A 25,427-nucleotide genomic window follows, 5' to 3' on the forward strand; every position below is an offset into this window, starting at 1 on the left:
CCTTCAAGAGTCTAGCCGTTAATCGCGGCCTTCAGCTCGTCGACCTTATTAAGCTGCTCCCATGGCAGGTCCACATCGGTACGGCCGAAGTGGCCATAGGCTGCGGTCTCTGCGTAAATCGGGCGCAGCAAATCCAGCTCGCGGATGATCGCCGTTGGTCGCAGATCGAAGACCTCCTGCACCGCCTGCTGAATAGCGGCATCGGTGAGGCCTTCCTTTGCGGTGCCGAAGGTCTCCACGTAGAGCCCCACCGGGGCGGCACGGCCGATGGCGTACGCCACCTGGACCTCCGCGCGATCCGCCAGACCCGCCGCCACGATATTCTTCGCTACCCAGCGCATCGCGTACGCGCCGGAACGGTCCACCTTCGACGGGTCCTTGCCGGAGAACGCACCGCCGCCGTGGCGAGCCATGCCACCGTACGTATCGACGATGATCTTGCGACCAGTCAGGCCCGCGTCACCCATCGGCCCGCCAACGACGAAGGAACCGGACGGGTTGATCAGCAGCTTCAGATCATCGGTGACGAACTGCTCCAGACCCGCATCCTTCACAACCCAATCAAGCACGTGCTCGCGAAGAGCGACCTCGAGTTCCTTGCCCGTGAAGTCTGGGTCGTGCTGCGTCGAAATGACCACGGTGTCGAGGTAGACGGGCTTCTCACCGTCGTAGGCGAAGGTGACCTGAGTCTTGCCATCGGGGCGCAGACCGTCGACGATGCCATCCTTGCGCACCTGGGTCAGGCGGCGTGCCAGGCGGTGAGCCGTCGAGATCGGCAGCGGCATGTACTCAGGAGTCTCGTTGGTCGCGTAGCCGAACATCAGTCCCTGGTCGCCGGCGCCAGACTGGTCGTCAGCAACGGTCGAGTTCTGCTCGCGGACCTCCTGCGAATTGGTCACGCCATCAGCAATTTCCTGCGACTGCTCGCCGATCGAGATAGCAACACCACAGGTGTTCCCATCAAAACCGACGTCCGAGGAGGTGAAGCCGATCTCCACCAGTTTGTCACGGACAAGCTTCGCGATATTGGAGTATGCCTTCGTCGACACCTCGCCAACCACATGCACCATGCCGGTTGTCACCAAGGTCTCCACTGCTACCCGGCTCGAGGGGTCCTGGCGCAGCAAGTCATCGAGAATGGTGTCCGAGATCGCATCGCAGATCTTGTCGGGATGGCCTTCGGTGACCGATTCGCTGGTGAATAAGCGGTAAAAAGTCTCAGGGGAAGTCACGATTATGTGGTTTCCTTCTCTCAAATCAATATTATGTAGCACCGCGCGAGTCCCGCGCCGGATATCACACCAATTTAGACCAAGCTGTCTAAACCGGCAATGATTGACCCTACTTTAAGTCAACCTCTGCCAAAATCGCGGCCGCTACCAGGTGTTTTGATCCATCCGGAATTGTTACCTCTGAGCCATCCGCCCCCAAGAGCCAACCCCGGTTGGTCGATTCACCAAACACCTTGCCACCCGTGACCTCATTGACCATGAGGTAATCGCAGCCCTTACGCCCCAGCTTCGCCCGGCCATAGTCCAGCCCGGACGACGAATCATCCCCGGTCTCCGCCGCAAACCCCACGATGCGCACACCGTCCTTCAGTTCCCCGCGCTTACGCTTATCGACGAGGCCCGCCAGGATATCTGGGTTCTCCACCAGGTGGACGGTGCTGAGCGCATCCTCGTCCTCTTCGCTGCCCTTTTTGAGCTTGGAGTCTGCCTCCGCAGCTGGGCGGAAATCCGAGACCGCAGCGGCCATGATGACCACATCCGCGTCCTTGACCGCATCATTCATCGCCTGCTCCATCTCTCGGGTGGAACGCACGCGGATGATCGTGGCGCCCGCTGGGGTGTCTAGCTCGTCAGTATCGCCGGCAACGATTGTCACGTCGGCACCGCGGTGAGCGGCCACGTCGGCAAGCGCAAACCCCTGCTTGCCCGAGGAACGATTGCCGATGAAGCGGACCGGGTCAATGTTCTCCTGCGTGCCACCAGCGCTCACCACAACCTTCCTGCCCTCCCAGTCGTGGGTGAAGTCTGCCCCGTCGAGCACCGCGCGCGACAGCTCGGCGATCTGCGCGGGTTCCAGCATGCGGCCCGCACCCGTATCCTTCCCGGTCAAGCGCCCGTGGGCGGGCTCAAGCACAATCACTCCCCGCTCGCGCAGAGTTGCCACATTGGCTTGGGTCGCTGGGTTATTCCACATTTCGGTGTGCATCGCCGGGGCCACGATCACGGGGCACGTTGCGACCAGCACCGTTGCGGTTAACAGGTCGTCGGCACGCCCGGCGACGAGCCGCGCCATGAGGTCCGCTGTGGCTGGCGCAATGACGATCGCATCGGCTTCCTGCCCGACGCGCACGTGCTGCACCTCATCCACGGCGTCGAAGACCTCGGTGGAGACCGGATTGCCGGACAGCGCCTCAAAGGTTGCCGCGCCGACGAAGTTGAGGGCGTTAGGTGTGGGGACGACGCGGACATCGTCGCCATGTTCCTTGAATGCGCGGACCAACATGCAGGCCTTATAGGCGGCGATTCCGCCCGATACTCCAACGACGATCTTGCGCGTAGCCATGGACAAAGCTTCCTCCGTTACGTGGGTAGTGTGTCCACCCGACTGTAGCCGACCAAAAGCCCAGAAACGACGAACACCCACCGGCACCAAAGGGTGCGGGTGGGTGCAGCATTACAGCGCGGATGCCTCTTACTGGCCTTCCTCGTGCTCGAGCAGACCAGCCTGGATCTCACGCAGCGCGATCGACAGGGGCTTTTCACCCGCTTCGGGAGTAACTAGCGGTCCGATGAACTCGAACACGCCCTCATCATGCTCCTGGTAGTAACTGTTGATCTGACGCGCGCGCTTCGCAGCGAAGATCACCAAGGCGTACTTTGACGACACCTTGGTCAACAGTTCATCGATGGGTGGTGCGGTAATACCTTCTGGTGTGTCGTACACCAAGTCTTCCGACGCACCCAAGTCGTTGGTCACGTTGCTCACTTATACCTACTCGCTCTTTGTTGGGTCGTTTCGTTTGCCATCCCGCAGGATAGCACTGATTTCTGCCACGGCTACATCGACGTCATTGTTTACAACCACGTCATCGAACTCATCCTGTGCGGCGAGTTCGGCGCGTGCTGTCTCCAACCGCCGGTCGATCACGTCCTGCGTTTCGGTGCCGCGGCCGGTCAAGCGGTCGACGAGCACGTCCCATGATGGTGGTGCCAGAAATACCGTGATCGCTTCAGGCATGATCTGTTTGACAGCGCGTGCTCCCGCTAGGTCAACCTCAACGAGAACGGGCTTGCCTGCGTCGAGTGCATCGCGCACCGGCTTGGCAGGGGTTCCCGAGCGCTGCAGGCCACCGTGGATTTCGGCCCACTCTAGCATTTCGCCTGCGTCGATACGCTCTTGAAACAGCTCAGGGGTGACGAAGAAGTAGTCTTGACCGTCGACTTCACCAGGGCGTGGTGCCCGGGTGGTCATCGATACCGAAAAATACAGGTCCCGAAGGTCTTCGCGGAGGCGGTGAACAACCGTCGACTTCCCAACGGCCGACGGCCCCGCCAATACGACGAGACGACCTTTCGGGTTGTCTACGGCCACGGAATTAGGCCTCGGAGAAGCCGAAGCGCTCCAGCAGAGCACGGCGCTGACGATCACCCAGGCCACGCAGGCGGCGGGTCTGAGCAATCTCGAGCTCTTCCATGATCTCGCGAGCCTTGACCTTGCCCACCTTTGGCAGGGCTTCAAGAAGGGCCGAGACCTTGGTCTTACCGATGATCTCATCGGTCTGAGCCTTATCCAGGACTTCCTTCAGGTTGGTGTCGCCGCGCTTCAGGGATGCCTTCAGCTCTGCACGCTTCTTGCGTGCCTCCGCTGCCTTTTCGAGTGCGGCCTTGCGCTGCTCGTCAGTCAACTTGGGAAGGGCCACGGGGTTCCTCCATGCTTTCGTAGTAGTAAATTTTCTTTCCGAGGTGCGCGAGCACCCCAGTGACAGGCAGATGATAACCGAAATTTCATCCGTGTTACTCACTGACTTCGGCCCAGTCTAGCACCGGGTACCGACAAACACGATAACTGATCAGGTGTTTCTCCACGTCATCGCATTGCCGGTACTAAACTACCAGGCTTTTTGTCCACACAAAACGGAGACACACTCCTAAAACAGTTTCGCCTGGTCGATCACATGTTTCCGCAGGTCAGCGACTTCTGGCCCCGCGGACAGGACGGAACGCGAAACACTAGGGAAAACGAGGTGAGAGTTCCTCCCTGCGATCCGCGCCACATCTTCCGCAGTGCCGCCTTGAGCACCAACACCCGGCATCAGAACTGGACCATTAAGGTCGTCGAGACGCGGAGATGCCGCCAGTGTTGCACCAACGACGACACCGACCGATCCCACGCTGGCCCCGGCATTCAGTTCCGCGCACTCGTCGACCATGTACTGGGCGATGGTGCGCCTGTCGGCGAGCGTCTGCGATTGAAAGGCAACGGCCTCCGGGTTGGACGTCGCGGCCAAGACGAACACTCCCCCACGCTTGATCGCTGGCGCTAAAGCGCCGACGCCAAGGTAAGGAGAGACGGTCACCGCATCGGATTGGAGGGGGCTTTCGCCCAGCCAGGCCTCGGCGTAGCCGTCCATGGTGGAACCAATGTCGCCACGTTTGGCATCCGCCACCACAAGCGTTCCAGCCTCACGCAGCCCCTGGATCGTCTCCTCCAGCACGGCGTACCCTTCCGCGCCGAAGCGCTCGAAGAAGGCCACCTGGGGTTTGACTAGGGCGACGTGGCCGGCGAAGGCCTCGACGCAGCGTGAGGCAAACTCGCGCAGGCCTTCCGCGGTGTCGCCGAGGCCCCAGTCCCGCAGCAAAGACGCGTGCGGGTCAATGCCCACGCACAGTCGCCCATGATCGCTACCCGCAGCGACCAAGCGTTCGCCGAAAGCCACGCTCATCGCATGCCACCGTTGGGTGTGTGGTCGAGCTCCTGCAGCGACTGCACCGTCACCTCATTAGCCTTGATCGCCTCAATGCCCTGCACCGCAGCGGTGACCCCCTGCACGGTGGTCATGAGCGGCACATTATTCGCTACGGCGGCGGCGCGGATTTCATAGCCGTCGTGGCGCGCACCCGAAGATCCGGCCGGGGTGTTCAAGATCATGTCGATCTCCCCGTCCTTGATCCGGTCGACGATCGACGCGCCCTCGGCGCCCTCGCGGACCTCAGAGGCCTTGAGCACAACCTCGCAGTCGATACCGTTACGCTTCAGCATCTGGGCCGTGCCCGAGGTGGAGAGGATCTTGAATCCCATGGTGGCCAGGCGCTGGATCGGGAAGATCAACGTGCGTTTATCCCGGTTCGCCACTGAGACGAACACGGTCCCCTCAGTGGGCAGCTCACCGAACGCAGCAGCCTCAGCCTTCGCGTAAGCCACGCCGAAGTTTTCGGCCAAGCCCATGACCTCACCGGTGGACTTCATCTCTGGGCCCAGGATGGTGTCCAGCATGGTGCCGTCAGCCCGGCGGAACCGGTTGAATGGCAGCACTGCTTCCTTTACCGCGATTGGGTGGTCCAGAGGCAGGGTTCCACCATCATAGGAGTCCGGCAACAGGCCTTCGTCGATAAGCTCCGGAATCGTGGAGCCCATCATCACGCGTGCCGCAGCCTTAGCCAGGTGCACACCGGTCGCCTTGGAGGAAAACGGTACGGTGCGCGAGGCACGTGGGTTGGCCTCGATGACATACAAAATGTCGTCCTTCAGCGCGAACTGGACGTTCATCAGGCCCTTCACACCGATGCCGTGCGCCAGCGCTTCGGTAGAGCGGCGCACCTTGTCGATGTCCTCAGGACCCAGGGTCATCGGCGGCAGAGCACACGACGAGTCACCGGAGTGCACGCCCGCCTCTTCGATGTGCTCCATAACGCCGCCCAGGTAAACGTTTTTGCCATCGCACAGCGCGTCCACGTCGATCTCGATCGCAGAATCCAAGAAGCGGTCGACGAGCACCGGGTGGTCTGGGGAGAGCTCGGTGGCGCGGTCGATATAGTCTTCCAGCGACTTCTCGTCGTACACGATCTCCATGCCACGCCCGCCCAGCACGTACGAAGGGCGCACCAGCACTGGGTAGCCGATACCAGCGGCCACAGCCTTGGCCTCCGCGAAGGTAGTCGCGGTACCGAATGCGGGAGCAGGCAGCTCAGCTTCAGCCAGCACCTTGCCGAACTCACCCCGGTCCTCGGCCAAATCGATGGCCTCGGGGCTCGTGCCGACGATCGGGACGCCCGCATCCGCCAGGCGCTGCGCCAGGCCCAGCGGTGTCTGCCCACCAAGCTGAACGATCACGCCAGCAACGGGGCCGGACTCTAGCTCCGCGTGATAGACCTCCATCACGTCTTCGAAGGTCAGTGGTTCGAAGTAGAGACGATCAGCGGTGTCGTAGTCCGTGGACACGGTCTCTGGGTTGTTGTTGACCATCACGGTCTCATAACCCTTCTCCGAAAGCTCAAGGGCTGCATGCACACACGAGTAATCGAACTCAATGCCCTGACCGATGCGGTTCGGGCCAGAACCCAAGATGATGACCTTGCCCTTCGACCCCTCTGGCGCCGGCCCAACCTCAGACTCAGCGTCTGGGGAGTACTCGTAGGCGGAGTAGTAATAAGGTGTCTGCGCCTCGAACTCGCCGCCGCAGGTATCCACGGTCTTGTACACCGGGCGCACGCCCAGCGACCACCGCAGGGAACGCACGCCGTCTTCGCCAGCCAACTCTGGGCGCAGCGCGGCGATCTGCGCGTCAGAAAGCCCGAAGACCTTGGCTTCGCGCAGCAATTCCTCGCCCAGCACAGGCGCATTTTCCAGCTTCGCGCGAAAATCGACGAGCGCGCGCAGCTCCGCTAAGAACCACGGATCAATGCCGGAAGCCTCGTGGATCTGGTCATCGCTTGCGCCGAGACGCATCGCCAGCTCAACATCGTAAAGGCGCCCGTCGGTGGGACGCTTCAAATCCTCCAGCACGGCATCCACGTCGGTGGCGCGGTCGCCGGCGAAGTATTCGTCGGGCTGCGTCCAGAACCCGGCAGGCTTCGTCTCTAGGGAGCGCAGCACCTTGTTCAGGCCCTGGATGTAGTTGCGGCCAATGCCCATGGACTCGCCGACAGCCTTCATGGAGGTGCCCAGGGTGTCGTCGGAACCGACGAACTTCTCGAAGGCAAAGCGTGGGGCCTTGACGATCACGTAGTCCAGCGTCGGCTCAAAGGATGCCGGGGTCACACCGGTGATGTCATTGGTGATTTCGTCCAGCGTATAGCCGATAGCCAGCTTGGAGGCGATCTTCGCGATCGGGAAACCCGTCGCCTTGGACGCCAGCGCCGAGGAACGTGACACGCGCGGGTTCATCTCAATGGTGATGATGCGGCCGTCCTTCGGGTTCACCGCGAACTGGATATTACAGCCACCGGTGGCCACGCCGACCTCGCGAATGATCGCGATGCCTTGGTCGCGCATGGTCTGGAACTCGCGATCAGTCAAGGTCAGCGCCGGAGCCACGGTAACGGAATCGCCGGTATGCACACCGAGCGCGTCAACATTTTCGATCGAGGCGATGACCATGACGTTGTCGTCGCCATCGCGCATCAGCTCAAGCTCGAATTCCTTCCACCCCAGGATGGATTCCTCAATCAGCACGTTAGCCTCCGGCGACGCCTCGAGGCCACCGCCCGCAATCCGGTCCAAGTCTTCCATGGTGAACGCCAAGCCAGAGCCCAGCCCACCCATGGTGAACGACGGCCTGACGACGACGGGCAGGCCGAGCTCAGCGACAGTGTCGTGGACCTCGTCCATCGTGTAGCACACCCGCGAGCGCGCGGATTCGCCGCCGATCTTTTCGACGATGTCCTTAAACTTCTGGCGGTCCTCACCGCGTTCGATGGCGTCGATGTCGGCACCGATCAGCTCCACACCGTGCTTGGCCAGCAGGCCCATACGGTCCATCTGGATCGCAGCGTTCAGGGCGGTCTGCCCGCCCAGGGTGGCCAGGATTGCGTCAACCTTGTGGCCTTGTTCGGCCTCCTTGGTGAGGATCTTGTCGATGTAGGCCGGCTCAATTGGCTCCACATAGGTGTGGTCGGCGAACTCGGGGTCGGTCATGATGGTCGCCGGGTTGGAGTTAATCAGAGTGACGCGCAGCCCCTCCTCTTTCAGTACACGGCACGCCTGGGTACCGGAGTAGTCAAACTCACAGGCCTGGCCGATCACGATCGGGCCAGAGCCAATAACCAGGACGTGGTTAATATCAGAGCGCTTAGGCATTGTTTCTTGTTTCCTTCCTGGTTACTTCTTGTTCGGCGAATACTGGTCCATCAAGGAGATGAACTGGTCGAATAGTGGATTCGCATCGTGCGGGCCGGCCGCGGATTCGGGGTGGTACTGCACGGAGTAGGCACGCCCCCTTTCGAGGGCGACGCCCTCCACGGTGCCGTCGTTGAGGCACGTGTGGGTCACCTGCGCTGGGCCGAACTCGGTATCGAACTTGTCGCCTGCCTCCCCTTCCAGCGCAAAGCCATGGTTCTGGGAGGTGATGTCGATCTTCCCAGTCAGGTGATTTTTCACCGGGATATTGATGCCGCGGTGGCCGAACTTCTTCTTGTAGGTGTTCAGGCCTAGCGCGCGGCCCAGAATCTGGTTGCCGAGGCAGATACCAAACAGTGGCACACCGTCGCGGATGATCTGCTTAGTGATCTCCACCATCTCATCCGCAGTGGAAGGATCCCCCGGCCCGTTGGACAGGAAAACACCATCCGGGTTGTGCCTCTTAATTTCCTCCACCGGCGTATTCGCGGGCACCACAATCGTCTCGATGCCACGAGCCGCAAACTGCGCCGGCGTCGCAGACTTCAGACCCAGGTCATAAGCCACCACTGTGTACTTCGCCTCACCCTCAGCGGGGACGGTGTACGGCTGCTCGGTAGTTACCTCAGCAGCCAGGTCGGCGCCCTTCATCTCTGGTTGCGCATTGACCTTATCGACGAGCACCTCTACCTCTTCCAGCGCTTCATCTCCAGAGAAGATACCGGCCGCGATGGAACCGTGGTTGCGGATGTGGCGCACCAAGGTGCGGGTGTCCACCCCTTCAATACCGATCACGTTTTGTGCGGCCATCTCGTCGGCAAGCGAACGCTGCGCGCGCCAGTTGCTCACGCGCTTGGCCAGGTCGCGGACTATCAAGCCGGCTACCCAGATCTTGCCGTCGCGGGACTCATTGTCCTCGTCGTTCCAGCCGGTGTTGCCGATCTGCGGGGTAGCCATGACCAGCAGTTGGCGGTGGAAGGACGGGTCGGTCATGGACTCTTGGTACCCCGTCATCGCGGTGCTAAATACGGCCTCGCCGAGGGTGGACCCGGTCGCTCCGAAGCCGAATCCTTTGAAAATGGTGCCGTCGCCGAGCACGAGGACGGCGGGTGTGCGGGAATCAGTCACGTCAGACCTTTCAGACTGTAAATTATTCATTGCTCTGTATTCTATGCTTCTTTGGGGTGCGGCGTGGAATCTTCACTCGAATCCGAGCCAAACGTCACCCGCCCGCGCAGCACCGTGTGCGTGACGCGCGCCGCGAACTCCATATCCTCGTACGGGGTATTCTCCGCCTTCGACTCAAGCTGCTCACCAGACACAGTCCACGGATCGTTCGGGTTCACAATCGTCAGGTTCGCAGGCTCCCCGACTGCGATCGGCCGGCCATGGCCAGGCAAACGCGTAATCTCCGCCGGCTTCTCGCTCATCACCTTCGCCACGAAACGCCAGTCCGCCAGCCCAGATTCCACAAAGATCTTGACGACGATCGCAAGCGACGTCTCCAACCCCAGCATGCCGGGCTTCGCGAACTCGAACTCCACGCACTTCTCTTCCGAACCATGCGGGGCATGATCGGTGGCGATGCAGTCAATAGTGCCGTCGAGCAGCGCGTTCTTCAGCGCCTCCGCGTCCTTCGCCTCACGCAGGGGCGGGTTCACGCGGAAGCGGCCATCGTAGCTGCGCAGGGCCTCGTCGGTAAGCAACAAGTGGTGCGGCGTCGCCTCAGCGGTCACGCGCGCCCCACGCTGCTTGGCCAGGCGGATCATGTCCACGGTGCCCTCAGTGGAGGCGTGGCAGATGTGCACGCGGCCGCCGTAATCACGGCTCATGATCGTATCGCGAGCCACAACGGCCTCCTCTGCCACACGCGGCCACCCGCGCAGACCCAGCCGCGCAGCCTCCGCGCCCTCGTGGGCGACAGCGCCCTCCGTCATCCGGTGATCCTCGGCGTGCTGCGCCAACAACACGTCCAAGCCCTTGGCGTATTCGATGGCGCGGCGCATAATCTGGGGATCGTTGACGCAGCGGCCGTCGTCGGAAAACATGCGCACCTTCGCCTCGGAGCGCGCCATCATCCCGAACTCGGTCAGCTGCGTGCCCTCCAAGCCCTGCGTGATCGAGCCGACCGGGTGCACGTCGCACTTGCCATAGGCCTGGGACTTCAGCCACACCGATTCCGCGATGATCGGCTGATCCATCACCGGATTCGTATTCGCCATGGTGAACACGGCGGTGAACCCGCCCTTCGCGGCGGCGTTAGAGCCGGTGGCGATGGTCTCGGTGTCCTCGCGGCCGGGCTCGCGCAGGTGCACGTGCATATCGACGAGGCCCGGAAGCAACACATTGCCGCCACCGTCGATCACGCGCGCATCCTCGGGGACGTCCACGTCCGCACCGATGGCGCTGATCTCGCCGTTTTCAACCAGCACTGTTACTGGATCGCCCTCACCGTAGGGGCGCACGTTCTGAATGGCTAGAGGCTCAGTGGGGACAGGAGCGAGAGGACCTGTGGGGGGATAATTCGTTGTCACGTTCTTGTCTCCTACTCTCCTGCAGCGATCAGCGTAAACAGCACGGCCATGCGCACGTGCACACCATTGGACACCTGCTGCAGCACAGCGGTCTCGTCGTAATCGGCTACGGCGTGGTTGATTTCCATGCCGCGCAGCATCGGGCCGGGGTGCATGATGATCGCATCCTCTTTCATTCGCGCCGCACGGTCCTTCGACAAGCTATAAAGCGTGGCGTATTCACGATGCGAAGGGAAGAAACCACCGTTCATCCGCTCCTGCTGCACGCGCAGCATCATCACCACATCGGCGTCCGCGATCTCTGCGTCAAAATCACAACTGGTGCGCACCGGCCACGTCTCCACGCCGGTGGGCAGCAGCGTCGGCGGCGCAACAAGCACAACCTCCGCGCCCAGGGTGGACAGCAGATCCACGTTCGAACGCACCACGCGCGAATGCAGGCAGTCGCCCACGATGAGCACCTTGCGGCCCTCAATCCCGCCCAGGCGCTGGCGCATCGTCACCGCATCAAGCAGCGCCTGCGTGGGGTGCTGGTGGGAACCGTCACCCGCGTTGATCACACTGGGGCCGACGCCGCTGGGCGCCACCCAGTCCGCGACCAGGTGTGCCGCGCCTGAGCTTGGGTGGCGCATCACGATCGCATCGGCGCCAATCGCCGCCAGCGTGGAGGAAGTGTCCTTCAGGGATTCGCCCTTCTTCACGCTTGACGACGAGGCGCCGATATTAATCACGTCCGCGCTCATCCACTTGCCGGCCGTCTCAAAGGACGCCCGGGTGCGCGTGGAGTTCTCATAGAACAGGGTAAAAATGGTGCGGCCCCGCAAGGTGGGCAGCTTTTTGATCTCGCGGCCTTCAAGCGCTTCGCGAAAACGGTCAGCCTCATCCATCAGGCCGACAATCTCATCGCGCGACAAGTCCGCGATACTCAGTAGGTGCTTCATTGTTGAGCCTCCTCATCGCGGGTGAGAACCACGGCATCCTCGCCGTCGAGGGCCTTAATCTTCACCGTGACATCTTCAGTGCGCGCCGTCGGAATGTTCTTGCCGACGTAATCAGCGCGGATCGGCAACTGGCGGTGACCCCGATCCACCAACACGGCCAACTGCACCACAGCAGGGCGGCCCAGATCGCGCAAAGCGTCCAGCGCAGCCCGGATGGTGCGGCCAGAAAAGAGGACATCGTCGACAAGCACCACAATGGCATCGTCGAGATCGATCGGAATTGTCGTGGGCTGCAGCGCCCGGTGTGGCTTATCCCGCAGATCATCGCGGTACAACGTGATATCCAAACTACCCACGGGGACAGACACCCCGGAGAACTCCTCCACCGCGTCCGATAAACGCTGGGCCAGTGGAACACCACCGGACGGGATGCCTAACAAGACGATATGGGTGTCGTCGTTAAGCGCTGTCTTTTCAATGATTTGATGCGCGATGCGTGCGACAGTGCGCCCGACGTCATCGGCTGATAACAGCTCAACGGTCGTGCGTTGCGTGTCCATACTCATCGAACCTCCTTCTCCGCCTCTCTGTGCGGTCCTTTAAAGGATGTCAATGCTGTTGTCTATGCTTGTGTGCTAGACCGGTTGTTACTCTAGCACCCACAGCTACATTTTGGCGCGAAGGAGCTCCATGGGAATCACAGCACATCACGTTGTCCCAGCAGACAGGGACACAGTGTGGGAGTGGCACACCCGGCCGGGGGCAGTCGCGCGCCTGGCGCCCACCTTCCTGCCGATGAAACCCGTCCAAGCAGCCGAGCGCCTGGCCGACGGCACCACCATCTTTTCGCTGCCCGCCGGCCTGAAATGGGTCGCGCGCCACGACCTCTCCGGCTACCGCACAGGCCACGTCTTCACCGACGTCTGCATCAACGCCCCCATCAAGGTCCTGGCAGGGTGGCGGCACGTCCACCGCTTCGAATCGCTTGACGACGACCCCCTGGCCACTCTTGTCACCGACGAGATTTCCACGCGCGTGCCCGCAGGCACCCTCGAACCCATGGTGGCCTACCGCCAGCACCAACTCATCGAGGACATCAGCTTCCTCAACCGAGTCAACGCCGCTGGCGCCACCACCCCGCTGACCATCGCCATGACAGGCTCGCGGGGACACGTCGGCCGCGCGCTCATGGCACAGCTGCAGACCGCCGGCCACACCGTGATCCAACTCGTCCGCGGCGAGGCCAAAGAACACCAGCGCCACTGGAACCCGCAGCGCCCGGCCCGCCATCTCCTGCGCGGGGTCGACGCCGTGGTCCACCTGGCCGGCGAGCCCCTCATGGGCAGGTTCAATGAGGCCCATAAGAAAGAGATCTACGCCTCCCGGGTTGCGCCTACCGAAAAGCTCGCGCGCCTGGCCGCCGATACTGAAGGCGTGCACGCCTTCGTGTCCGCCTCCGCCGTCGGCTACTACGGCGCAGCAGGGTCTGAGTCCGCGATCGATGAGACCGCCCCGCGCGGCGAAGGCTTCCTCGCCGACACCGTCGAGGCCTGGGAAAACGCCACTGAGCCCGCCAGGGCTGCGGGACTGCGCGTGGTCAACGTGCGCTCCGGAATCGCGCTTGGCTCGTCGTCAGGCGTCCTGCCCATCTTCCGCGCCGTCTCCGCCACCGGTCTGGCCACCCGCTTCGGCGACGGCGAATTCTGGATGAGCTGGATCGCGCTCGACGACCTCACCGACATCTATTTCCGCGCGCTTGTCGACGACACCCTGAGCGGCCCCATCAACGCCACCGCACCACACCCAGTGAAAAACTCCGAACTGTCCGACGCCATCGCCAAGGCCCTGAAAAACCCACAACTGATGCCCGTGCCCACCTTCGGCCCACGCATCCTGCTGGGCAAGGAAGGCGCGGAAGAACTCGTGATGGCCGACCAAAATATCCGCCCAGGCGCTCTCGAGGACGCTGGGCACACCTTCCGCTACCCCACCCTCGACGTGGCGCTCGCCCACGAATTAGGCACCGAGAAGCTCTACGGCGCCTGATCGGTTGCTATCGTGGTGGAATGGACGAAAACCACGACCACAAAGATACCGTCACGGACTTTGACATCACCGTGGTCGGCGACGTGCTTGCCGACGAAAACCTCGAATACCGCCTCCAAGACACCCCCACCGCCGACGGTACAACCACCGTCGTGCGCACCGGATTCGTCAACTCCGCCATCGCATTCGTACGCGAAGGCGACAATCTTGTCTGCGAAGCACTGTGGCGCGGCGAATTCCCCAAGGCCATGGCCACCACCCTGCTCGCCATGTGCAACGAGTACAACCAGCTGCAGTTCGCCCCCACCCTGCGTTTCTACGAACAGGGCGAAGAGCACGTCGCGGCCAACGCGTTCCGGATCCTCGACATTTCGAAGGGCGCAAGCTACAACCAGATCGGCGCGTTCGTTGTGTCCACCCTGGACATGGTCGTCGGTGCGTTCAACGTACTGGAAGAGCAACTCCCCAACCTTGTTACCTGGGAGGACACCCATGAGCACTAATCCCACCCCGGTCACCTTCGACCGCGTCGAGGCCGTCATGGCCACCCGCGAGATCACCCTAGTGCGCGACGAGGCCCGCGAGATCGCCCAGGCCAACCTCAACGGCTACACCGTCATCTTCGCGATCCTGGGCTCCGTGCTCGTCGTCCGCGCCGACGCCGCCACCGACATCCCCTCCGACGATGCCAACGCCACCCTCTACCTGGCCGCCAACCAGGTCAACTCCACATCATTCGGGGCGCGCGCCGTGATCGTCAACAAGGCCGAGAACCTCATCGTGCGCACCGAACGCGAACTACCCATCGCCGCCGGGCTTAACGACGAGCAACTCTCCCACACCCTGCAGTCCGCAGTCGACGCAGTACTGGCCGCCCAGGACGGGCTGGTGGCAGTCGTCGAGCAATTAGACCAGCTCATGGAGGGCAACGACTAAAAGTTATCCACAGGGTACTAGTTATCCACAGGTTTTTCGTCGTCACGCACGCGCTTTAAAAATCTGCCTTATGGTAAAGCCATGGACAGATTTGAGCGGTTCGCCGAAGCCTTCGGCGATACACTGGGGGTGCTCGAAGATGCCCAAGGCTTGAGTCGCGCAACGCTCGTCGACAAGCTCGGCGACAATGAATTAGCGGGCGCGATACACAAGCTTTCGGGGGTCTATTTCGGCGCAACCAGGTACAAGAAACAACAGCGGATGGCGCGCGATGCCGTGGCTACCAACAAACACAGCCTAGGCACGCTGAAGGTCATCGAAAGATACGCGCGCAAGGTCAGCGACAAGCATGCCTGGAAGATGCGTCGGGAACTGGCACGCATCCGCGGAGGCTTATCGACGATCAGGGCCGCAGCGCGCACGCTGGTCGCCAAATTCAACGGCGACACTGGCGATAAACCCGCGCGCACGCAAGCCTCGATGTCCAACCCATCCGACAGGCTCGACCGCACCATCCACCTCACCGGGCCCGAAGCGGCCATCGCCGAGATCTGGGAACGCGGCCGCGACCACGCAGCCGCCACCGGGCAAAGCGTCGCCGAGGCGTTGTTGGATCTGTTCAACTCCGGCGGTGGGACGACCAAATACACGCCGATGGTCATCGTGTCCATCGGCGACCTCCAGGCCATCCATAGCGGCGAGGACGCGGACACCGACGTGATCCTCTCCGCCACCAACGGCGCGCGCATCCCTGGCAAGGACTTCCTCGATCTGGAACTGACCGAGCACGGCTATTTCATGCTGACTAGTCGGGTCAGTGGCCCAGTGGACCTGTACCGCACCGAAAGATTCTTCAGCACCAAACAGCGCACCATGGCCAAAGCCTGCGACCCGGTCTGTTCTATCCCGGGCTGCGGACAGCCCGCAGACCGCTGCGAGCCCAACCACAACCGAGCATGGAGCGCCGGCGGTGATACGAATGTGTCGAATGCGTCGATGCTGTGCAGGTATCATAACGGCAAAGTGGACGATGACCGCAGCAAGCGGCGCTTCGGCTATGTCGAACGAGTTAACGGGCACTCGAAATACTTCAGCGCATTCGGTGGGCCACCGCGGCGCAACGAACACCCCACCGCGCGGGGAGGTGCATTGCGTATCGCCTAGCTCAGCTCGAGGCGACGGCGTTCTTCGTCGGGATCAAAGTCAGCCTCCGGCCACTCCAGGTTCATCTCCTGCATCGCGTGGACCAAGAGCGCCTTGACGATCGTGCGCGCGTACTTCTTGTTGTCGCCGGGCACGCAGTACCACGGGGCTGCCTCAGTGGAGGTGCGCTCCAAGGCGATCTGGTAAGCCGCCTGGTACAGCTCCCACAGGGAACGGTCCTCGATATCGCCTGGGTCATACTTCCAGTGCTTATCTTCGCGCTCAATGCGTTCTAATAGGTTCTCTTTCTGGAACGCCCGAGAGATGTGGAGCATGATCTTGATGATGCGGGTGCCATTAGCGGCAATCGCGTTCTCAAAATCGACAATCGCCCCGTAGCGGCGTTCAATCTCCTCCGGCGGGGCGAGATTTTTGACCCGCTGCACCAGAACGTCTTCGTAATGGGAGCGATCATAGACCGTGATCATGCCGGGCACCGGCAGGTGTGGTTCGAAGCGCCACAGAAAGTCGTGCGCCGCTTCCTCGTCAGTGGGGCGGCCAAAGCCCACGGTGTGCACGCCCTGGGGATCAAGCTCTTTGACCACGTGGCGGATCACCCCGCCTTTGCCGGAGGTGTCCATGCCTTGGAGAACCAGCAGAATTGAACCAGTGTCCTCGGGGTTCACACGGCCATTGGCGAAGAGCTTTTCTTGCAGTTCTTCGAGAGCGTCGTCGAATAGGTGGAAGGCCTCGTCGAGATCGTCGCCGTCGCCGTCAAATCCGGGTGTGGAGGCGGGGACGACGTCGGAAAGGTGAAAGCCCTCGTTGACACGCAGGGCGAGGGCCTCGTCGATAAGGTCGGTGGATATGTCAGACATACCCGCCGAGTCTACAACTCAGACCCCAGGTCCGGCGCGTTGTCCTTGCTTGCCTGAACAATGTCATCCAGGACCGCGTGGATATAGGCGGGCGCCTGTTTACCAGAGTATTCGGTGGCCATCTCCACGCCTTCGACCACCGAAATCGGTCCGTCAACCTCGTCGTTGAACATGATCTCCCACGCGCAGACGCGCAGAATGGCGCGGTCAACGGCGGGCAGGCGGCCGAGTTCCCAGTCGATGGAGAGATACTTCTCGATCGCGTCGTCGAGATCGTCGAGCTTCTCCGCGGCGCCGGTGATGATGGTGCGGGTGTACGCGTTGACTGGGGCGACCTGGTTCTCAGGAGAGCGGGCTAGTTCGACGCGGTCCTCAACGATCGCCACCGGGTCGAGGTCGCGCGCCTCAGCCTCAAACAAAATGTCGACCGCGCGGCGGCGTGCCCGATAACGGGTGCCGCGGCGCTTGTGGTCTCGGTTCTTCTCGCTCATTAGTTGTTAACGCGCGACAGGTACTCGCCGGTACGGGTATCCACCTTGACGACGTTGCCCGTCTCAAGGAAGAGCGGCACCTGGATCTCTGCGCCGGTCTCGACGGTGGCGGGCTTGGTGCCGCCGGTGGAGCGGTCGCCCTGCAGGCCCGGATCGGTGTGGGTGATCTCCAGGTCAACGGAGACTGGCAGCTCGCCGAACAGGGCGTTGCCTTCGTGGAAGGAGACCTGCACCTGCATGTTTTCCTTCAGGAACGCGCCTGCATCCCCGAATGCGTCATGCGGCAGTTCGAACTGCTCGTAGGTCTTGTCGTCCATGACTACGTAGGAGGTGCCGTCGTCGTACAGGTAGGTCATGTCGCGGCGGTCCACCGTTGCGGTGTCGACCTTCACGCCGGCGTTCCACGTCTTGTCGACGGTCTTTCCGGTGAGGACGTCCTTGAGCTTGGTGCGCACGAATGCGGGCCCCTTGCCCGGCTTGACGTGCTGGAACTCAACGATCTGCTGCAGCTTTCCGTCTACGAGCAGGACGAGACCGTTTTTGAAGTCGGCGGTTGTTGCCACGAAGTTCTCCCCTTAACAATTGTCGGATATTCGCTGCCCAAGCCTACACCACTGTCAGTTCCTTACTGACACCGGTGATAATTTTCGGCGCGCCCGCGGTGATCAGGAGGGTGTCTTCGATGCGCACTCCCGCACGGCCGGGTACGTAGATTCCGGGTTCGATGGTCAGTGTCATATTTTCGCGCAGGATCTCGTCGGAACGCGCCGCGGCCATCGGCGCCTCGTGCACGTCAAGCCCGACGCCATGGCCGGTGGTGTGCGTGAAGTAGTCGCCGTAACCGGCGTCGTCGATGATGTCGCGGCAGGTGGCATCGATGTCGCGCAGCGCTGTGCCGGGGGTGGCGGCCTCGATGCCCGCGAGTTGGGCGCGCAGCACAACTTTGTAGATTTCCTCGGCGAAGGCATCGGGCTTGCCGACGACGAACGTGCGCGTCATATCGGAGTTGAAGCCACGGCGGTGGGCGCCGAAGTCGATGGTGACGAGGTCGCCGTCGATAAGCACGCGATCTCCGGCGCTGTGGTGGGGTTTTGCCGAGTTCGGGCCGGAAGCGACGATGGTGTCAAAGCTGGTGCGCTCGGATCCGAGGCGCCGCATGCGGTACTCGAGATCGGCCGCGATGGCGATCTCGCTGCGCCCTGCGCGGATTTCGCCGGCCTCCAACATGTCGGAAAGGGCCTGGGTGGCCAGTTCGGCGACACCGGTCAGCTCCTCGAGTTCGCCCGCGTCTTTGATGGCGCGTTGTTGCTCGATGACACCGCGCACGGGCACGAGTGTCACGCCTTCGGGACAGGCCTCTTCGAGTTTTTCCAGGGCGGTGACCGTCATGTGGTCTGCTTCGAAGCCGACGCGCCGTCCCGGTTCGATGGTTTCCAGCAGAGCGACGGCGCAGTCCCGACGAATGGTGGCCTCCAAGTCAGGGACCTCTTCGGCGACCTGGGTGGTGTAGCGCCCATCGGTGGCGATCGCCGCCGTCAGGTCCGTCGACAGGACCAGGGCCGCATTCGATCCTGAGAAACCCAAAAGGTACCGGACATGGGTCAGGTGTGTGACGAGGATGTCGTCGATACGCATACCTGCCAGCGTGGACGCCAGCGCGCGACGACGGGAATCAAACCGAGTATCTGCTAAAGCCATACCGGCTACTGTAGCGCGGCGAAATACTCCAGGGCGAGAATATAGCCCATCACGCCCAACCCAGCGATAGTGCCAACGGCGATCGCGGACAGGTAGGAGTGCTGGCGGAAGTCCTCTCGCGCGGCCACATTGGAAATGTGAACCTCGATGAAACCGTGGTGGTCGGTCGTTTCGACGAGGGCGTCACGCAGCGCGACCGAGGTGTGCGTGTAGCCGCCGGGGTTGATGATCACCGGCCAGGCGTTATCGGCGGCTTCATGGGCCCACTCGACCAACTGGCCTTCGTAGTTGGACTGGCGACATTCGACGTCCACGCCGAGCTCGCGCGCCTTGTCGACGATCATCTGTTCCACATCGGCAAGCGTGGTGGAGCCGTAGATCTCCGGCTGGCGCTTGCCTAGGCGGTTCAGGTTGGGGCCGTTGAGAACGAGGATTTTCATCGGGTGTTACTCCGAGATCGCGTCGTAAGCCGCGCGCAGTTCTTCGACGGATGGGCCTTCGATACGCGTCACGCTGCCCACCCCGTCCAAGGCCACGAAGCGGATCATGCCGTCGCGGTTCTTCTTGTCGTGGCTCATACCCTCGAGCAGCTCGTCGAAGGCGCCGGCTTCGTAGGTGGTGGGCAGCCCAACAGATTCGAGAATCGTCTTGTGGCGGCGGAGCAGGTTGTCGTCGATCAGTCCGCGCTCGTGCGCGAGGTGGGCGACGAACATCATGCCAACAGCCACTGCATGCCCGTGGCGCCAGCGGTACTGTTCGCGCTTTTCGACGGCGTGGCCGAAGGTGTGGCCGTAATTGAGCATCTCGCGAAGGCCGGATTCCTTTAGGTCCTGGCCTACCACGCGGCCCTTCACGGCCACGGAGCGTTCGATCAGCTCAGGCAGGTCGCCATCCACGTCGAGGGCGCGCTGCGGGTCCGCCTCGAAGATTTCCAAGATGCGTTCGTCGGCGATGAATCCGGTCTTGATGATCTCTGCGGAGCCGGCGACGATTTCTTCGTCGTCAAGCGTGTACAAGCGGTCGAGGTCGATGTAGACGCCGCTGGGCTCGTGGAAAGCGCCGACGAGGTTCTTGCCCGCAGCTGTGTTGATGCCAGTCTTGCCTCCGACGGCGGCGTCGACCATCGCCAAGAGCGTGGTGGGTACCTGCAGGACCTTGATGCCCCGCATCCAGGCGGCCGCGACGAAACCGGCAAGATCCGTCGTCGCGCCGCCGCCCAGGCCGATCACCGCGTCCTGGCGCGAGAAGTTGTGCTCGCCGAGCAGGTCCCACAGCCCACCGGCGACCTCGAGGGTCTTGCCGTCTTCCGCATCCGGAATCGGCGCCAGAACGGCCTCGATATTGGAGGCGCGGATCTCTTCGGCAAGGCTTCGAGCGGGTGCCGCAAGCGCCGGCTGGTGCACGATGGCCACCTTGTGGGCCCCGATGTCCTTCACGCACGCTGACACCGCATTGGTCAGGTTGCGGTCAATGTAGACATCATAGGGGGTGGGTCCGGATACGGTAATGGTGGCCATCGCTTCTTTAGGTTCCTTTGCGGTCTCGGGGTGATCTAGCGCTATTCGGTGTCGATGATTGCAAGTACTTCGGCAACCACACGCTGCGGTGGTCGCTCGTCGGTACGCACGCGGTAATCCGCCACCTCGCGGTAGAACGGCTCGCGCTTTTCCAGCAATGCGCGGTAGTGCGCCTCAGGGTCCTTCGCAGCCAGCACCGGGCGCGAGGTATCACGCGACGTACGACGAATGCCTTCTTCCGGGCTGACATCGATCCAGACCACCGTGTGGCCTTGCAGCATGTCGCGGACCTCGTCGGTCAGTACCGCTCCCCCGCCCAGGGCCACGACGCCGCCGGAGTGCAGCGCCTGGGAGACGTAGCCTGCCTCTACCTCGCGGAACTTTTCCTCGCCGACCTTGGCGAAGAATTCGCCAGTGGGCATGTTTTCACCGGCGGCAAGCAGGTCATCGGAGTCGACCAGTGGCAGGTTTGTGGCTCGCGCTAAACGACGACCAATCGTCGACTTTCCCGCCCCTGGAGGGCCCACCAGTACAACTCTGGGGGTGGTGTGGCACACAGCATCAGGCGTCACGTCAAACTGTTCCATGTTAATTCCCTCCAAAAGCCAAACGCTCGTCGACGTACTGCTGATACGCAGCAATATTACGCTTCGTCTCCACTAGGCTGTCACCGCCGAATTTCTCCAGCGCAGCGCGTGCCAGCACGAGAGCCACCATGGCCTCTGCCACGACACCGGCCGCGGGCACAGCGCACACGTCGGAACGCTGGTGGATGCCCGTTGCGGCGCCGCCGGTAGCCATGTCCACCGTCTTCAGCGCGCGCGGAACAGTGGAGATCGGCTTCATGTGGGCGCGCACCCGCAACTGCTCGCCGTTGGTCATGCCACCTTCGATGCCACCGGCGCGGTTGGTCAGGCGACTCACGCCGGCGCCATCGTCGTCACGCACCATCTCGTCGTGCGCCGCGGAGCCGCGGCGACGAGCCTCTTCGACACCGTCGCCGATCTCCACGGCCTTGATCGCCTGAATACTCATCAAAGCACCCGCCAGCTGCGCGTCGAGGCGGTCCTCGCCGGAGATGTGCGAGCCCAGCCCAATCGGCAGCCCATCGACGATGACCTCCACGACACCACCCAGGGTGTTACCGGCCTTCTTCGCCGATTCGATGCACGCGACCATATCCGCCTCCGCGTCCTTGTCGAAAGCGCGCACGGGCGACTCATCAATCGCCTCAATATCGGAGAACTGCGGCAGCGGCCCCGCATATGGTTCGGATTCGCCGATGGAAATCACATGCGAGAACACCTCCACACCCAGCGTTTCGCGCAGGAAGCTCCGCGCCACGGTTGCGGCAGCGACGCGGGCTGCGGTTTCGCGTGCCGACGAACGCTCAAGCACCGGGCGGGCCTCATCGAAGCCGTACTTCACCATGCCAGCGAAATCGGCATGCCCTGGGCGTGGGCGGGTCAACTTAGCGCCGCGACCCGAGTTCATGGCCTTGGCCACCTCTGGGTCGTCCATATCTAGCGGCTCGGCGCTCATGATTGTGGTCCACTTGTCCCACTCACTGTTGCCGATCATGATGGCAATCGGCCCGCCCAGAGTCTCACCGTGGCGGATGCCCGTGAGCAAAGTCAGTTCGTCCTGCTCAAACTTCATGCGTGCCCCGCGCCCGTAGCCAAGACGGCGGCGGGCAAGCTGGTAAGAGATCTCTTCTTTCGTCACCGGTACCCCGGCGGGCATGTGCTCAACCAAAGAGATGAGCGCCTGGCCGTGAGATTCACCTGCTGTAGTCCAACGAAGCATGCCGATCATTGTCTCACACTTCGAGGCCAGATCCGACTATTACCCCATTTAATTCACGGCGTTGAGTACGACGGTCCACGCGCCCAGCAACATCGCAGGTCCGTGCGGTCCGTCGGGAGATCTTCGCAGCAGCAGTAACACCAGCGTCAGCGCGCTTGCCAGCCCCATCGCCACGACCACCCCGAATAATCCAGCGTGGTGCGCAACCCAGATCCCCAAAGGGACGGCCAGCTTGATATCACCGCCCCCGATCCCTCCCCCGCGCCACGCCAGCGCCAGATACGCCGCCGGCCAGAGCAGCCCCACCAGTGCTTGCTTATCGACGAACACCGCTGCCACTACCGCGAGACCAGTCGCCGGCAGTGTCAGCCAGTCAGGTAGTCGTCGATAAGCAATGTCATAAATGGCAAGCGTCACGCTCCATGCCAGTACTCCCCCGAGTTCCCACATGCGCCCGACTTTAGCCGAGGTGTTCCTCCAGCGCTTGACGCATGGCTTCGCGTGGGGCGTCGACGCCGGTGAACTGTTCGAACTGGCTATAGGCCTGCCCGGCCAACATCACGTGGCCGCCGATCGTGCGGTATCCGTTGGCAGCCGCGCGCACCACAAGTGGCGTGGGCCAGGGATCATAGATCACATCGAAGACTGGGGCGTGGCCAAAAGCGGGCACATGTTCCTCGATGCCAGCGGATGGCACCGTGGAGATGATCGCGTCGGCCGACATGGTGATTGCCTCCAGGTCGGCGTCGAATGATACGAAGTCGACGGTCGCGCCTGTTCGAGCGAATAGCTCCTCGAATTCGGCGCGTCGATCGGAGCGGTTGATCATGGTGATCCGTTCCACTCCAAGGGTGCCCAGCGCCCAGACCGCCGGACGTGCAGTACCACCCGCGCCGATGATGACGACGTGGCGCATGGCGGCGGGCTCGTCGATAAGCTCGCCCAAAGCGTAGAGGATGCCCTCGCAGTCGGTGTTGTCCGCGCGCCACCCAGAGCCGACGCGTACGAGGGTGTTGGCGGCGCCGATCAGCTGGGCGCGCTCAGTGACCTCATCGGCGAACTTGAGCGCAGCGAACTTGCCGGGCATCGTGACGGAGAACCCGCGGTACTCTGCGCCTGCTTCCCCGACGATGCGCGGAAGATCCTCCGCGGAGCATTCGATGCGTTCATATTCCCAGTCGTCGAGCCCCGCCGCCGCATAACCAGCATTGTGCAGCAGAGGCGATAGCGAATGTTCGACGGGCAAACCCAGGACTGCAGCTTTGAACATGGGAACCTTTCGGTGCTAGCGGTTCGAGTCCAACACGCCGGACTGTTGTGCGCGCTGCACGTCGTTGAGGTGCTCCTCGAAGGTGTTGTTGAATACGGTTGTGCCATCCGTGTCAATGGTGACGAAGAACAACCAGTCGCCCTCCGCAGGGTTCTCCATAGCCTGGATCGCGGCCTCGGACGGCGAGGCGATTGGGGTTTCAGGCAGCCCATCCTTGGCGTAGGTGTTCCATGGGGTCTCTCGCGCGCGGTCCTCGTCGGTGGTGGCCACCTCAACGTCCTCCAGGTCATAGTTGACCGTGGAGTCGAACTCGAGGCGCATCGGCTCATCCAGGCGATTGAGGATCACGCGTGCCACCTTGTCGAATTCTCCGGCCGGCGCTTCACGCTCGACCAGGGAGGCGGCGGTGAGCAGCTCATAAGGGCTCAGGCCGATTGCTCCGGCGCGTTCAACAATGCCGGTCTCGTTATAGGCCTGGGCAGAACGAGTGATCAGATCCGTCAGGATTTCTTCCGCCGAAGAGTCAGGGTTCACGATATAGCGGCCCGGGGCGATCAAGCCCTCAAGTCGCTTCGGGCTGCCCCTGCGTTCATTGACCTGGGCCAGCGCCCATTCAGGAACCCCCAGCGCGCCGGCATCGGCGTTCGCTCCGACGTCTTCGAGCTCCCCGGCGGTGATGCACTGCTCTTGGTTGCTGGTTCCGCAGGTGACATTCGAAATCATCGTGTAGATGCCATAACGCGTATCGCCGCCCACAACGGTGAGGTCAGCCAGCGTCGCACCACCTGGGATATCCAGCAGATCAATCTGGTTCTCCGGGTTGAGCAGCGCCTCGACGGCAGCCGCTGCGCTCATCTCTTCCTGCAGTCGGAAGAAACCGGGCTGAATATTGGCTGAGTTCGGATTGTTCGCAGCCGCCGTCTGGAACGCGGCATCAGACTTCACGATGCCACGCTCTTCCAGTTCAGGGCCCAGCGCCGACATGGAGCTGCCTTCGGGGATCTCCACAATCTGCTCAACACCGTTGCCGGTGCCCTCAAAGTCGCGGGAGAGGGTTTCGCCTGACGACGAAGTCATCGCGAAACCGATATATGCGACAGCGCCAATGATCAGAAGTAATGAGGTGACCAGCACCGCCACTGCACCGGTACGATTCCGGGATGAACGCTGGGTGCTCATGATTGGTTCTCCTTACTTGAGCTGAGATTATGTGCTCGGCCATCGAGCCACGACTGCAGGATTTCCACCGCTGCTGCCTGATCGATCACCGCACGACCCGCTTTTTCCGAGACTCCGGATGCCCGTAGGGCCTGGGTCGCCGCGACCGTGGTCAAGCGCTCGTCGGCCATGCGCACAGGGATGGTGCCGCCCAGCCGCCGATTGATCCGAAACGCAATTTCCTTTGCATGTTTCACACTCGAAGACCCGTTGCCTTGGAGGTCCCTCGGCAGCCCGACGACGATCTCTACCGCCTGATATTCTTCAATGATTTCGAGGAGGCGGTCAATGTCTTCCTTGTCGCGGTCCTTGAAACCGGTGACACGTGGGACCGTCTCTACGGGCATGGCTAGCGTCGCTTCGCGATTCGACGAGGCGACGCCCATGCGGACAGTTCCCACGTCGATCCCGATGCGACGCCCAGAGCCTGGGTCGTCGACACCTGGGGTGTCCGGGGCGATCTGCTTAGCAGCCATAGGCGATGTTCAGGTCCCTCGTTCGTCGTAGCGGTCATTGTGGCAGTGCCCAAGGCACTCTCGGATCAGTCTTACGCTATACGTTTTCACGTCAACATGACGTATCGTGCACGGCGTGTTTGTAACC

At 62.2% G+C, this 25,427-nt stretch carries 27 protein-coding genes; 4 read left to right on the forward strand and 23 right to left on the reverse strand.

The annotated features are described in order from the left end of the window. Positions 1-11: 11 nt before the first annotated feature. From metK to pyrR, 11 genes are all read right to left on the reverse strand, one after another. A complete protein-coding gene (gene metK, locus B097_RS0108085) occupies positions 12-1,232 on the reverse strand; it encodes a methionine adenosyltransferase (RefSeq protein ID WP_018582030.1) in 1,221 nt (406 codons plus the stop codon). A gap of 109 nt (positions 1,233-1,341) precedes the next feature. Then, positions 1,342-2,574: a bifunctional phosphopantothenoylcysteine decarboxylase/phosphopantothenate--cysteine ligase CoaBC gene (coaBC, locus tag B097_RS0108090; protein ID WP_018582031.1), complete on the reverse strand. Its 1,233-nt coding sequence runs from the start codon at positions 2,572-2,574 to the stop codon at positions 1,342-1,344. Positions 2,575-2,703: 129 nt separating this feature from the next. After that, positions 2,704-2,997 (reverse strand): DNA-directed RNA polymerase subunit omega, encoded by a 294-nt coding sequence (rpoZ, locus tag B097_RS0108095; protein WP_018582032.1) that lies wholly within the window; start codon positions 2,995-2,997, stop codon positions 2,704-2,706. A 6-nt stretch (positions 2,998-3,003) separates the two neighbouring features. Further along, entirely contained in the window at positions 3,004-3,603 is a 600-nt protein-coding gene (gene gmk / locus B097_RS0108100; RefSeq protein WP_026254396.1) for a guanylate kinase, read from the reverse strand. A gap of 4 nt (positions 3,604-3,607) precedes the next feature. Next, positions 3,608-3,931 (reverse strand): integration host factor, actinobacterial type, encoded by a 324-nt coding sequence (mihF, locus tag B097_RS0108105; RefSeq protein WP_018582034.1) that lies wholly within the window; start codon positions 3,929-3,931, stop codon positions 3,608-3,610. 228 nt (positions 3,932-4,159) lie between these two features. Further along, entirely contained in the window at positions 4,160-4,954 is a 795-nt protein-coding gene (gene pyrF, locus B097_RS0108110; protein WP_018582035.1) for an orotidine-5'-phosphate decarboxylase, read from the reverse strand. Next, the gene (gene carB, locus B097_RS0108115; protein ID WP_018582036.1) at positions 4,951-8,307 is read right to left on the reverse strand and encodes a carbamoyl-phosphate synthase large subunit; all 3,357 of its coding nucleotides are present in this window, start codon (positions 8,305-8,307) and stop codon (positions 4,951-4,953) included. The genes pyrF and carB overlap by 4 nt, the downstream gene beginning before the upstream one ends. A 21-nt stretch (positions 8,308-8,328) precedes the next feature. Then, positions 8,329-9,504 (reverse strand): glutamine-hydrolyzing carbamoyl-phosphate synthase small subunit, encoded by a 1,176-nt coding sequence (carA, locus tag B097_RS0108120; RefSeq protein WP_018582037.1) that lies wholly within the window; start codon positions 9,502-9,504, stop codon positions 8,329-8,331. 11 nt (positions 9,505-9,515) lie between these two features. Further along, positions 9,516-10,880, reverse strand: coding sequence for a dihydroorotase (locus B097_RS0108125; RefSeq protein ID WP_026254399.1), 1,365 nt, complete (start codon positions 10,878-10,880; stop codon positions 9,516-9,518). A gap of 11 nt (positions 10,881-10,891) precedes the next feature. After that, the gene (locus B097_RS0108130; protein ID WP_018582039.1) at positions 10,892-11,821 is read right to left on the reverse strand and encodes an aspartate carbamoyltransferase catalytic subunit; all 930 of its coding nucleotides are present in this window, start codon (positions 11,819-11,821) and stop codon (positions 10,892-10,894) included. Continuing rightward, positions 11,818-12,381, reverse strand: a complete 564-nt coding sequence (gene pyrR / locus B097_RS0108135) for a bifunctional pyr operon transcriptional regulator/uracil phosphoribosyltransferase PyrR (protein ID WP_018582040.1) — start codon at positions 12,379-12,381, stop codon at positions 11,818-11,820. Before pyrR ends, B097_RS0108130 begins: the two co-directional genes overlap by 4 nt. A 130-nt stretch (positions 12,382-12,511) precedes the next feature. Between pyrR and B097_RS0108140 the strand changes: the two genes are divergently transcribed. From B097_RS0108140 to B097_RS0108155, 4 genes are all read left to right on the forward strand, one after another. Further along, positions 12,512-13,867 (forward strand): TIGR01777 family oxidoreductase, encoded by a 1,356-nt coding sequence (locus B097_RS0108140; protein WP_018582041.1) that lies wholly within the window; start codon positions 12,512-12,514, stop codon positions 13,865-13,867. Positions 13,868-13,887: 20 nt separating this feature from the next. After that, positions 13,888-14,370: a type III secretion system chaperone family protein gene (locus tag B097_RS0108145; RefSeq protein ID WP_018582042.1), complete on the forward strand. Its 483-nt coding sequence runs from the start codon at positions 13,888-13,890 to the stop codon at positions 14,368-14,370. Then, complete coding sequence (locus tag B097_RS0108150) at positions 14,360-14,803, forward strand: YbjN domain-containing protein (protein ID WP_018582043.1); 444 nt, start codon at positions 14,360-14,362, stop codon at positions 14,801-14,803. The genes B097_RS0108145 and B097_RS0108150 overlap by 11 nt, the downstream gene beginning before the upstream one ends. 81 nt (positions 14,804-14,884) lie before the next feature. Further along, entirely contained in the window at positions 14,885-15,967 is a 1,083-nt protein-coding gene (locus tag B097_RS0108155) for an HNH endonuclease signature motif containing protein (protein WP_018582044.1), read from the forward strand. On the opposite strand, the gene B097_RS0108160 is transcribed toward B097_RS0108155, so the two are convergent. The 12 genes from B097_RS0108160 to ruvX are packed head-to-tail and all read right to left on the reverse strand — an operon-like array spanning position 15,964 to position 25,300. Beyond that, on the reverse strand, positions 15,964-16,824 hold the full coding sequence (locus B097_RS0108160) for a PPK2 family polyphosphate kinase (protein WP_018582045.1): 861 nt from the start codon (positions 16,822-16,824) through the stop codon (positions 15,964-15,966). The genes B097_RS0108155 and B097_RS0108160 overlap by 4 nt on opposite strands. An 11-nt stretch (positions 16,825-16,835) precedes the next feature. Then, positions 16,836-17,315 carry a transcription antitermination factor NusB gene (gene nusB, locus B097_RS0108165; protein ID WP_018582046.1) on the reverse strand — a complete coding sequence of 160 codons (480 nt, stop codon included), beginning with the start codon at positions 17,313-17,315 and terminating at the stop codon, positions 16,836-16,838. After that, positions 17,315-17,878: an elongation factor P gene (gene efp / locus B097_RS0108170; RefSeq protein WP_018582047.1), complete on the reverse strand. Its 564-nt coding sequence runs from the start codon at positions 17,876-17,878 to the stop codon at positions 17,315-17,317. Before efp ends, nusB begins: the two co-directional genes overlap by 1 nt. Positions 17,879-17,921: 43 nt before the next feature. Beyond that, positions 17,922-19,013 carry an aminopeptidase P family protein gene (locus tag B097_RS0108175; RefSeq protein WP_018582048.1) on the reverse strand — a complete coding sequence of 364 codons (1,092 nt, stop codon included), beginning with the start codon at positions 19,011-19,013 and terminating at the stop codon, positions 17,922-17,924. Between the two features lie 5 nt (positions 19,014-19,018). Then, complete coding sequence (gene aroQ / locus B097_RS13495) at positions 19,019-19,453, reverse strand: type II 3-dehydroquinate dehydratase (RefSeq protein ID WP_018582049.1); 435 nt, start codon at positions 19,451-19,453, stop codon at positions 19,019-19,021. Positions 19,454-19,459: 6 nt separating this feature from the next. Continuing rightward, entirely contained in the window at positions 19,460-20,530 is a 1,071-nt protein-coding gene (gene aroB, locus B097_RS0108185; RefSeq protein WP_018582050.1) for a 3-dehydroquinate synthase, read from the reverse strand. A gap of 41 nt (positions 20,531-20,571) precedes the next feature. After that, positions 20,572-21,117: a shikimate kinase gene (locus tag B097_RS0108190; RefSeq protein WP_018582051.1), complete on the reverse strand. Its 546-nt coding sequence runs from the start codon at positions 21,115-21,117 to the stop codon at positions 20,572-20,574. A gap of 1 nt (position 21,118) precedes the next feature. Next, positions 21,119-22,336 (reverse strand): chorismate synthase, encoded by a 1,218-nt coding sequence (aroC, locus tag B097_RS0108195; protein ID WP_202593343.1) that lies wholly within the window; start codon positions 22,334-22,336, stop codon positions 21,119-21,121. Between the two features lie 48 nt (positions 22,337-22,384). After that, positions 22,385-22,786 carry a prepilin peptidase gene (locus B097_RS0108200; RefSeq protein WP_018582053.1) on the reverse strand — a complete coding sequence of 134 codons (402 nt, stop codon included), beginning with the start codon at positions 22,784-22,786 and terminating at the stop codon, positions 22,385-22,387. Positions 22,787-22,796: 10 nt separating this feature from the next. Then, entirely contained in the window at positions 22,797-23,606 is an 810-nt protein-coding gene (locus B097_RS0108205) for a shikimate dehydrogenase (protein ID WP_018582054.1), read from the reverse strand. A 15-nt stretch (positions 23,607-23,621) separates the two neighbouring features. Next, a complete protein-coding gene (mltG, locus tag B097_RS0108210; RefSeq protein WP_018582055.1) occupies positions 23,622-24,785 on the reverse strand; it encodes an endolytic transglycosylase MltG in 1,164 nt (387 codons plus the stop codon). Then, positions 24,782-25,300 carry a Holliday junction resolvase RuvX gene (gene ruvX / locus B097_RS0108215; protein ID WP_018582056.1) on the reverse strand — a complete coding sequence of 173 codons (519 nt, stop codon included), beginning with the start codon at positions 25,298-25,300 and terminating at the stop codon, positions 24,782-24,784. The genes mltG and ruvX overlap by 4 nt, the downstream gene beginning before the upstream one ends. Positions 25,301-25,427: the final 127 nt, after the last annotated feature.

Origin of the sequence: Corynebacterium pilosum DSM 20521 = CIP 103422, assembly GCF_000373805.1 — a bacterium.
GTDB classification, from domain to species: Bacteria; Actinomycetota; Actinomycetes; order Mycobacteriales; family Mycobacteriaceae; genus Corynebacterium; species Corynebacterium pilosum.

Coding starts and splice junctions, on each gene's coding strand:
- coaBC (WP_018582031.1), bottom strand. CDS start 2,574: ATGGCTACGCGCAAGATCGTCGTTGGAGTATCGGGCGGAATCGCCGCC.
- pyrF (WP_018582035.1), bottom strand. CDS start 4,954: ATGAGCGTGGCTTTCGGCGAACGCTTGGTCGCTGCGGGTAGCGATCAT.
- carB (WP_018582036.1), bottom strand. CDS start 8,307: ATGCCTAAGCGCTCTGATATTAACCACGTCCTGGTTATTGGCTCTGGC.
- carA (WP_018582037.1), bottom strand. CDS start 9,504: ATGAATAATTTACAGTCTGAAAGGTCTGACGTGACTGATTCCCGCACA.
- B097_RS0108130 (WP_018582039.1), bottom strand. CDS start 11,821: ATGAAGCACCTACTGAGTATCGCGGACTTGTCGCGCGATGAGATTGTC.
- pyrR (WP_018582040.1), bottom strand. CDS start 12,381: ATGGACACGCAACGCACGACCGTTGAGCTGTTATCAGCCGATGACGTC.
- B097_RS0108140 (WP_018582041.1), top strand. CDS start 12,512: ATGGGAATCACAGCACATCACGTTGTCCCAGCAGACAGGGACACAGTG.
- B097_RS0108145 (WP_018582042.1), top strand. CDS start 13,888: ATGGACGAAAACCACGACCACAAAGATACCGTCACGGACTTTGACATC.
- B097_RS0108150 (WP_018582043.1), top strand. CDS start 14,360: ATGAGCACTAATCCCACCCCGGTCACCTTCGACCGCGTCGAGGCCGTC.
- B097_RS0108155 (WP_018582044.1), top strand. CDS start 14,885: ATGGACAGATTTGAGCGGTTCGCCGAAGCCTTCGGCGATACACTGGGG.
- B097_RS0108160 (WP_018582045.1), bottom strand. CDS start 16,824: ATGTCTGACATATCCACCGACCTTATCGACGAGGCCCTCGCCCTGCGT.
- nusB (WP_018582046.1), bottom strand. CDS start 17,315: ATGAGCGAGAAGAACCGAGACCACAAGCGCCGCGGCACCCGTTATCGG.
- B097_RS0108175 (WP_018582048.1), bottom strand. CDS start 19,013: ATGGCTTTAGCAGATACTCGGTTTGATTCCCGTCGTCGCGCGCTGGCG.
- aroQ (WP_018582049.1), bottom strand. CDS start 19,453: ATGAAAATCCTCGTTCTCAACGGCCCCAACCTGAACCGCCTAGGCAAG.
- aroB (WP_018582050.1), bottom strand. CDS start 20,530: ATGGCCACCATTACCGTATCCGGACCCACCCCCTATGATGTCTACATT.
- B097_RS0108190 (WP_018582051.1), bottom strand. CDS start 21,117: ATGGAACAGTTTGACGTGACGCCTGATGCTGTGTGCCACACCACCCCC.
- aroC (WP_202593343.1), bottom strand. CDS start 22,336: ATGCTTCGTTGGACTACAGCAGGTGAATCTCACGGCCAGGCGCTCATC.
- B097_RS0108200 (WP_018582053.1), bottom strand. CDS start 22,786: ATGTGGGAACTCGGGGGAGTACTGGCATGGAGCGTGACGCTTGCCATT.
- B097_RS0108205 (WP_018582054.1), bottom strand. CDS start 23,606: ATGTTCAAAGCTGCAGTCCTGGGTTTGCCCGTCGAACATTCGCTATCG.
- mltG (WP_018582055.1), bottom strand. CDS start 24,785: ATGAGCACCCAGCGTTCATCCCGGAATCGTACCGGTGCAGTGGCGGTG.
- ruvX (WP_018582056.1), bottom strand. CDS start 25,300: ATGGCTGCTAAGCAGATCGCCCCGGACACCCCAGGTGTCGACGACCCA.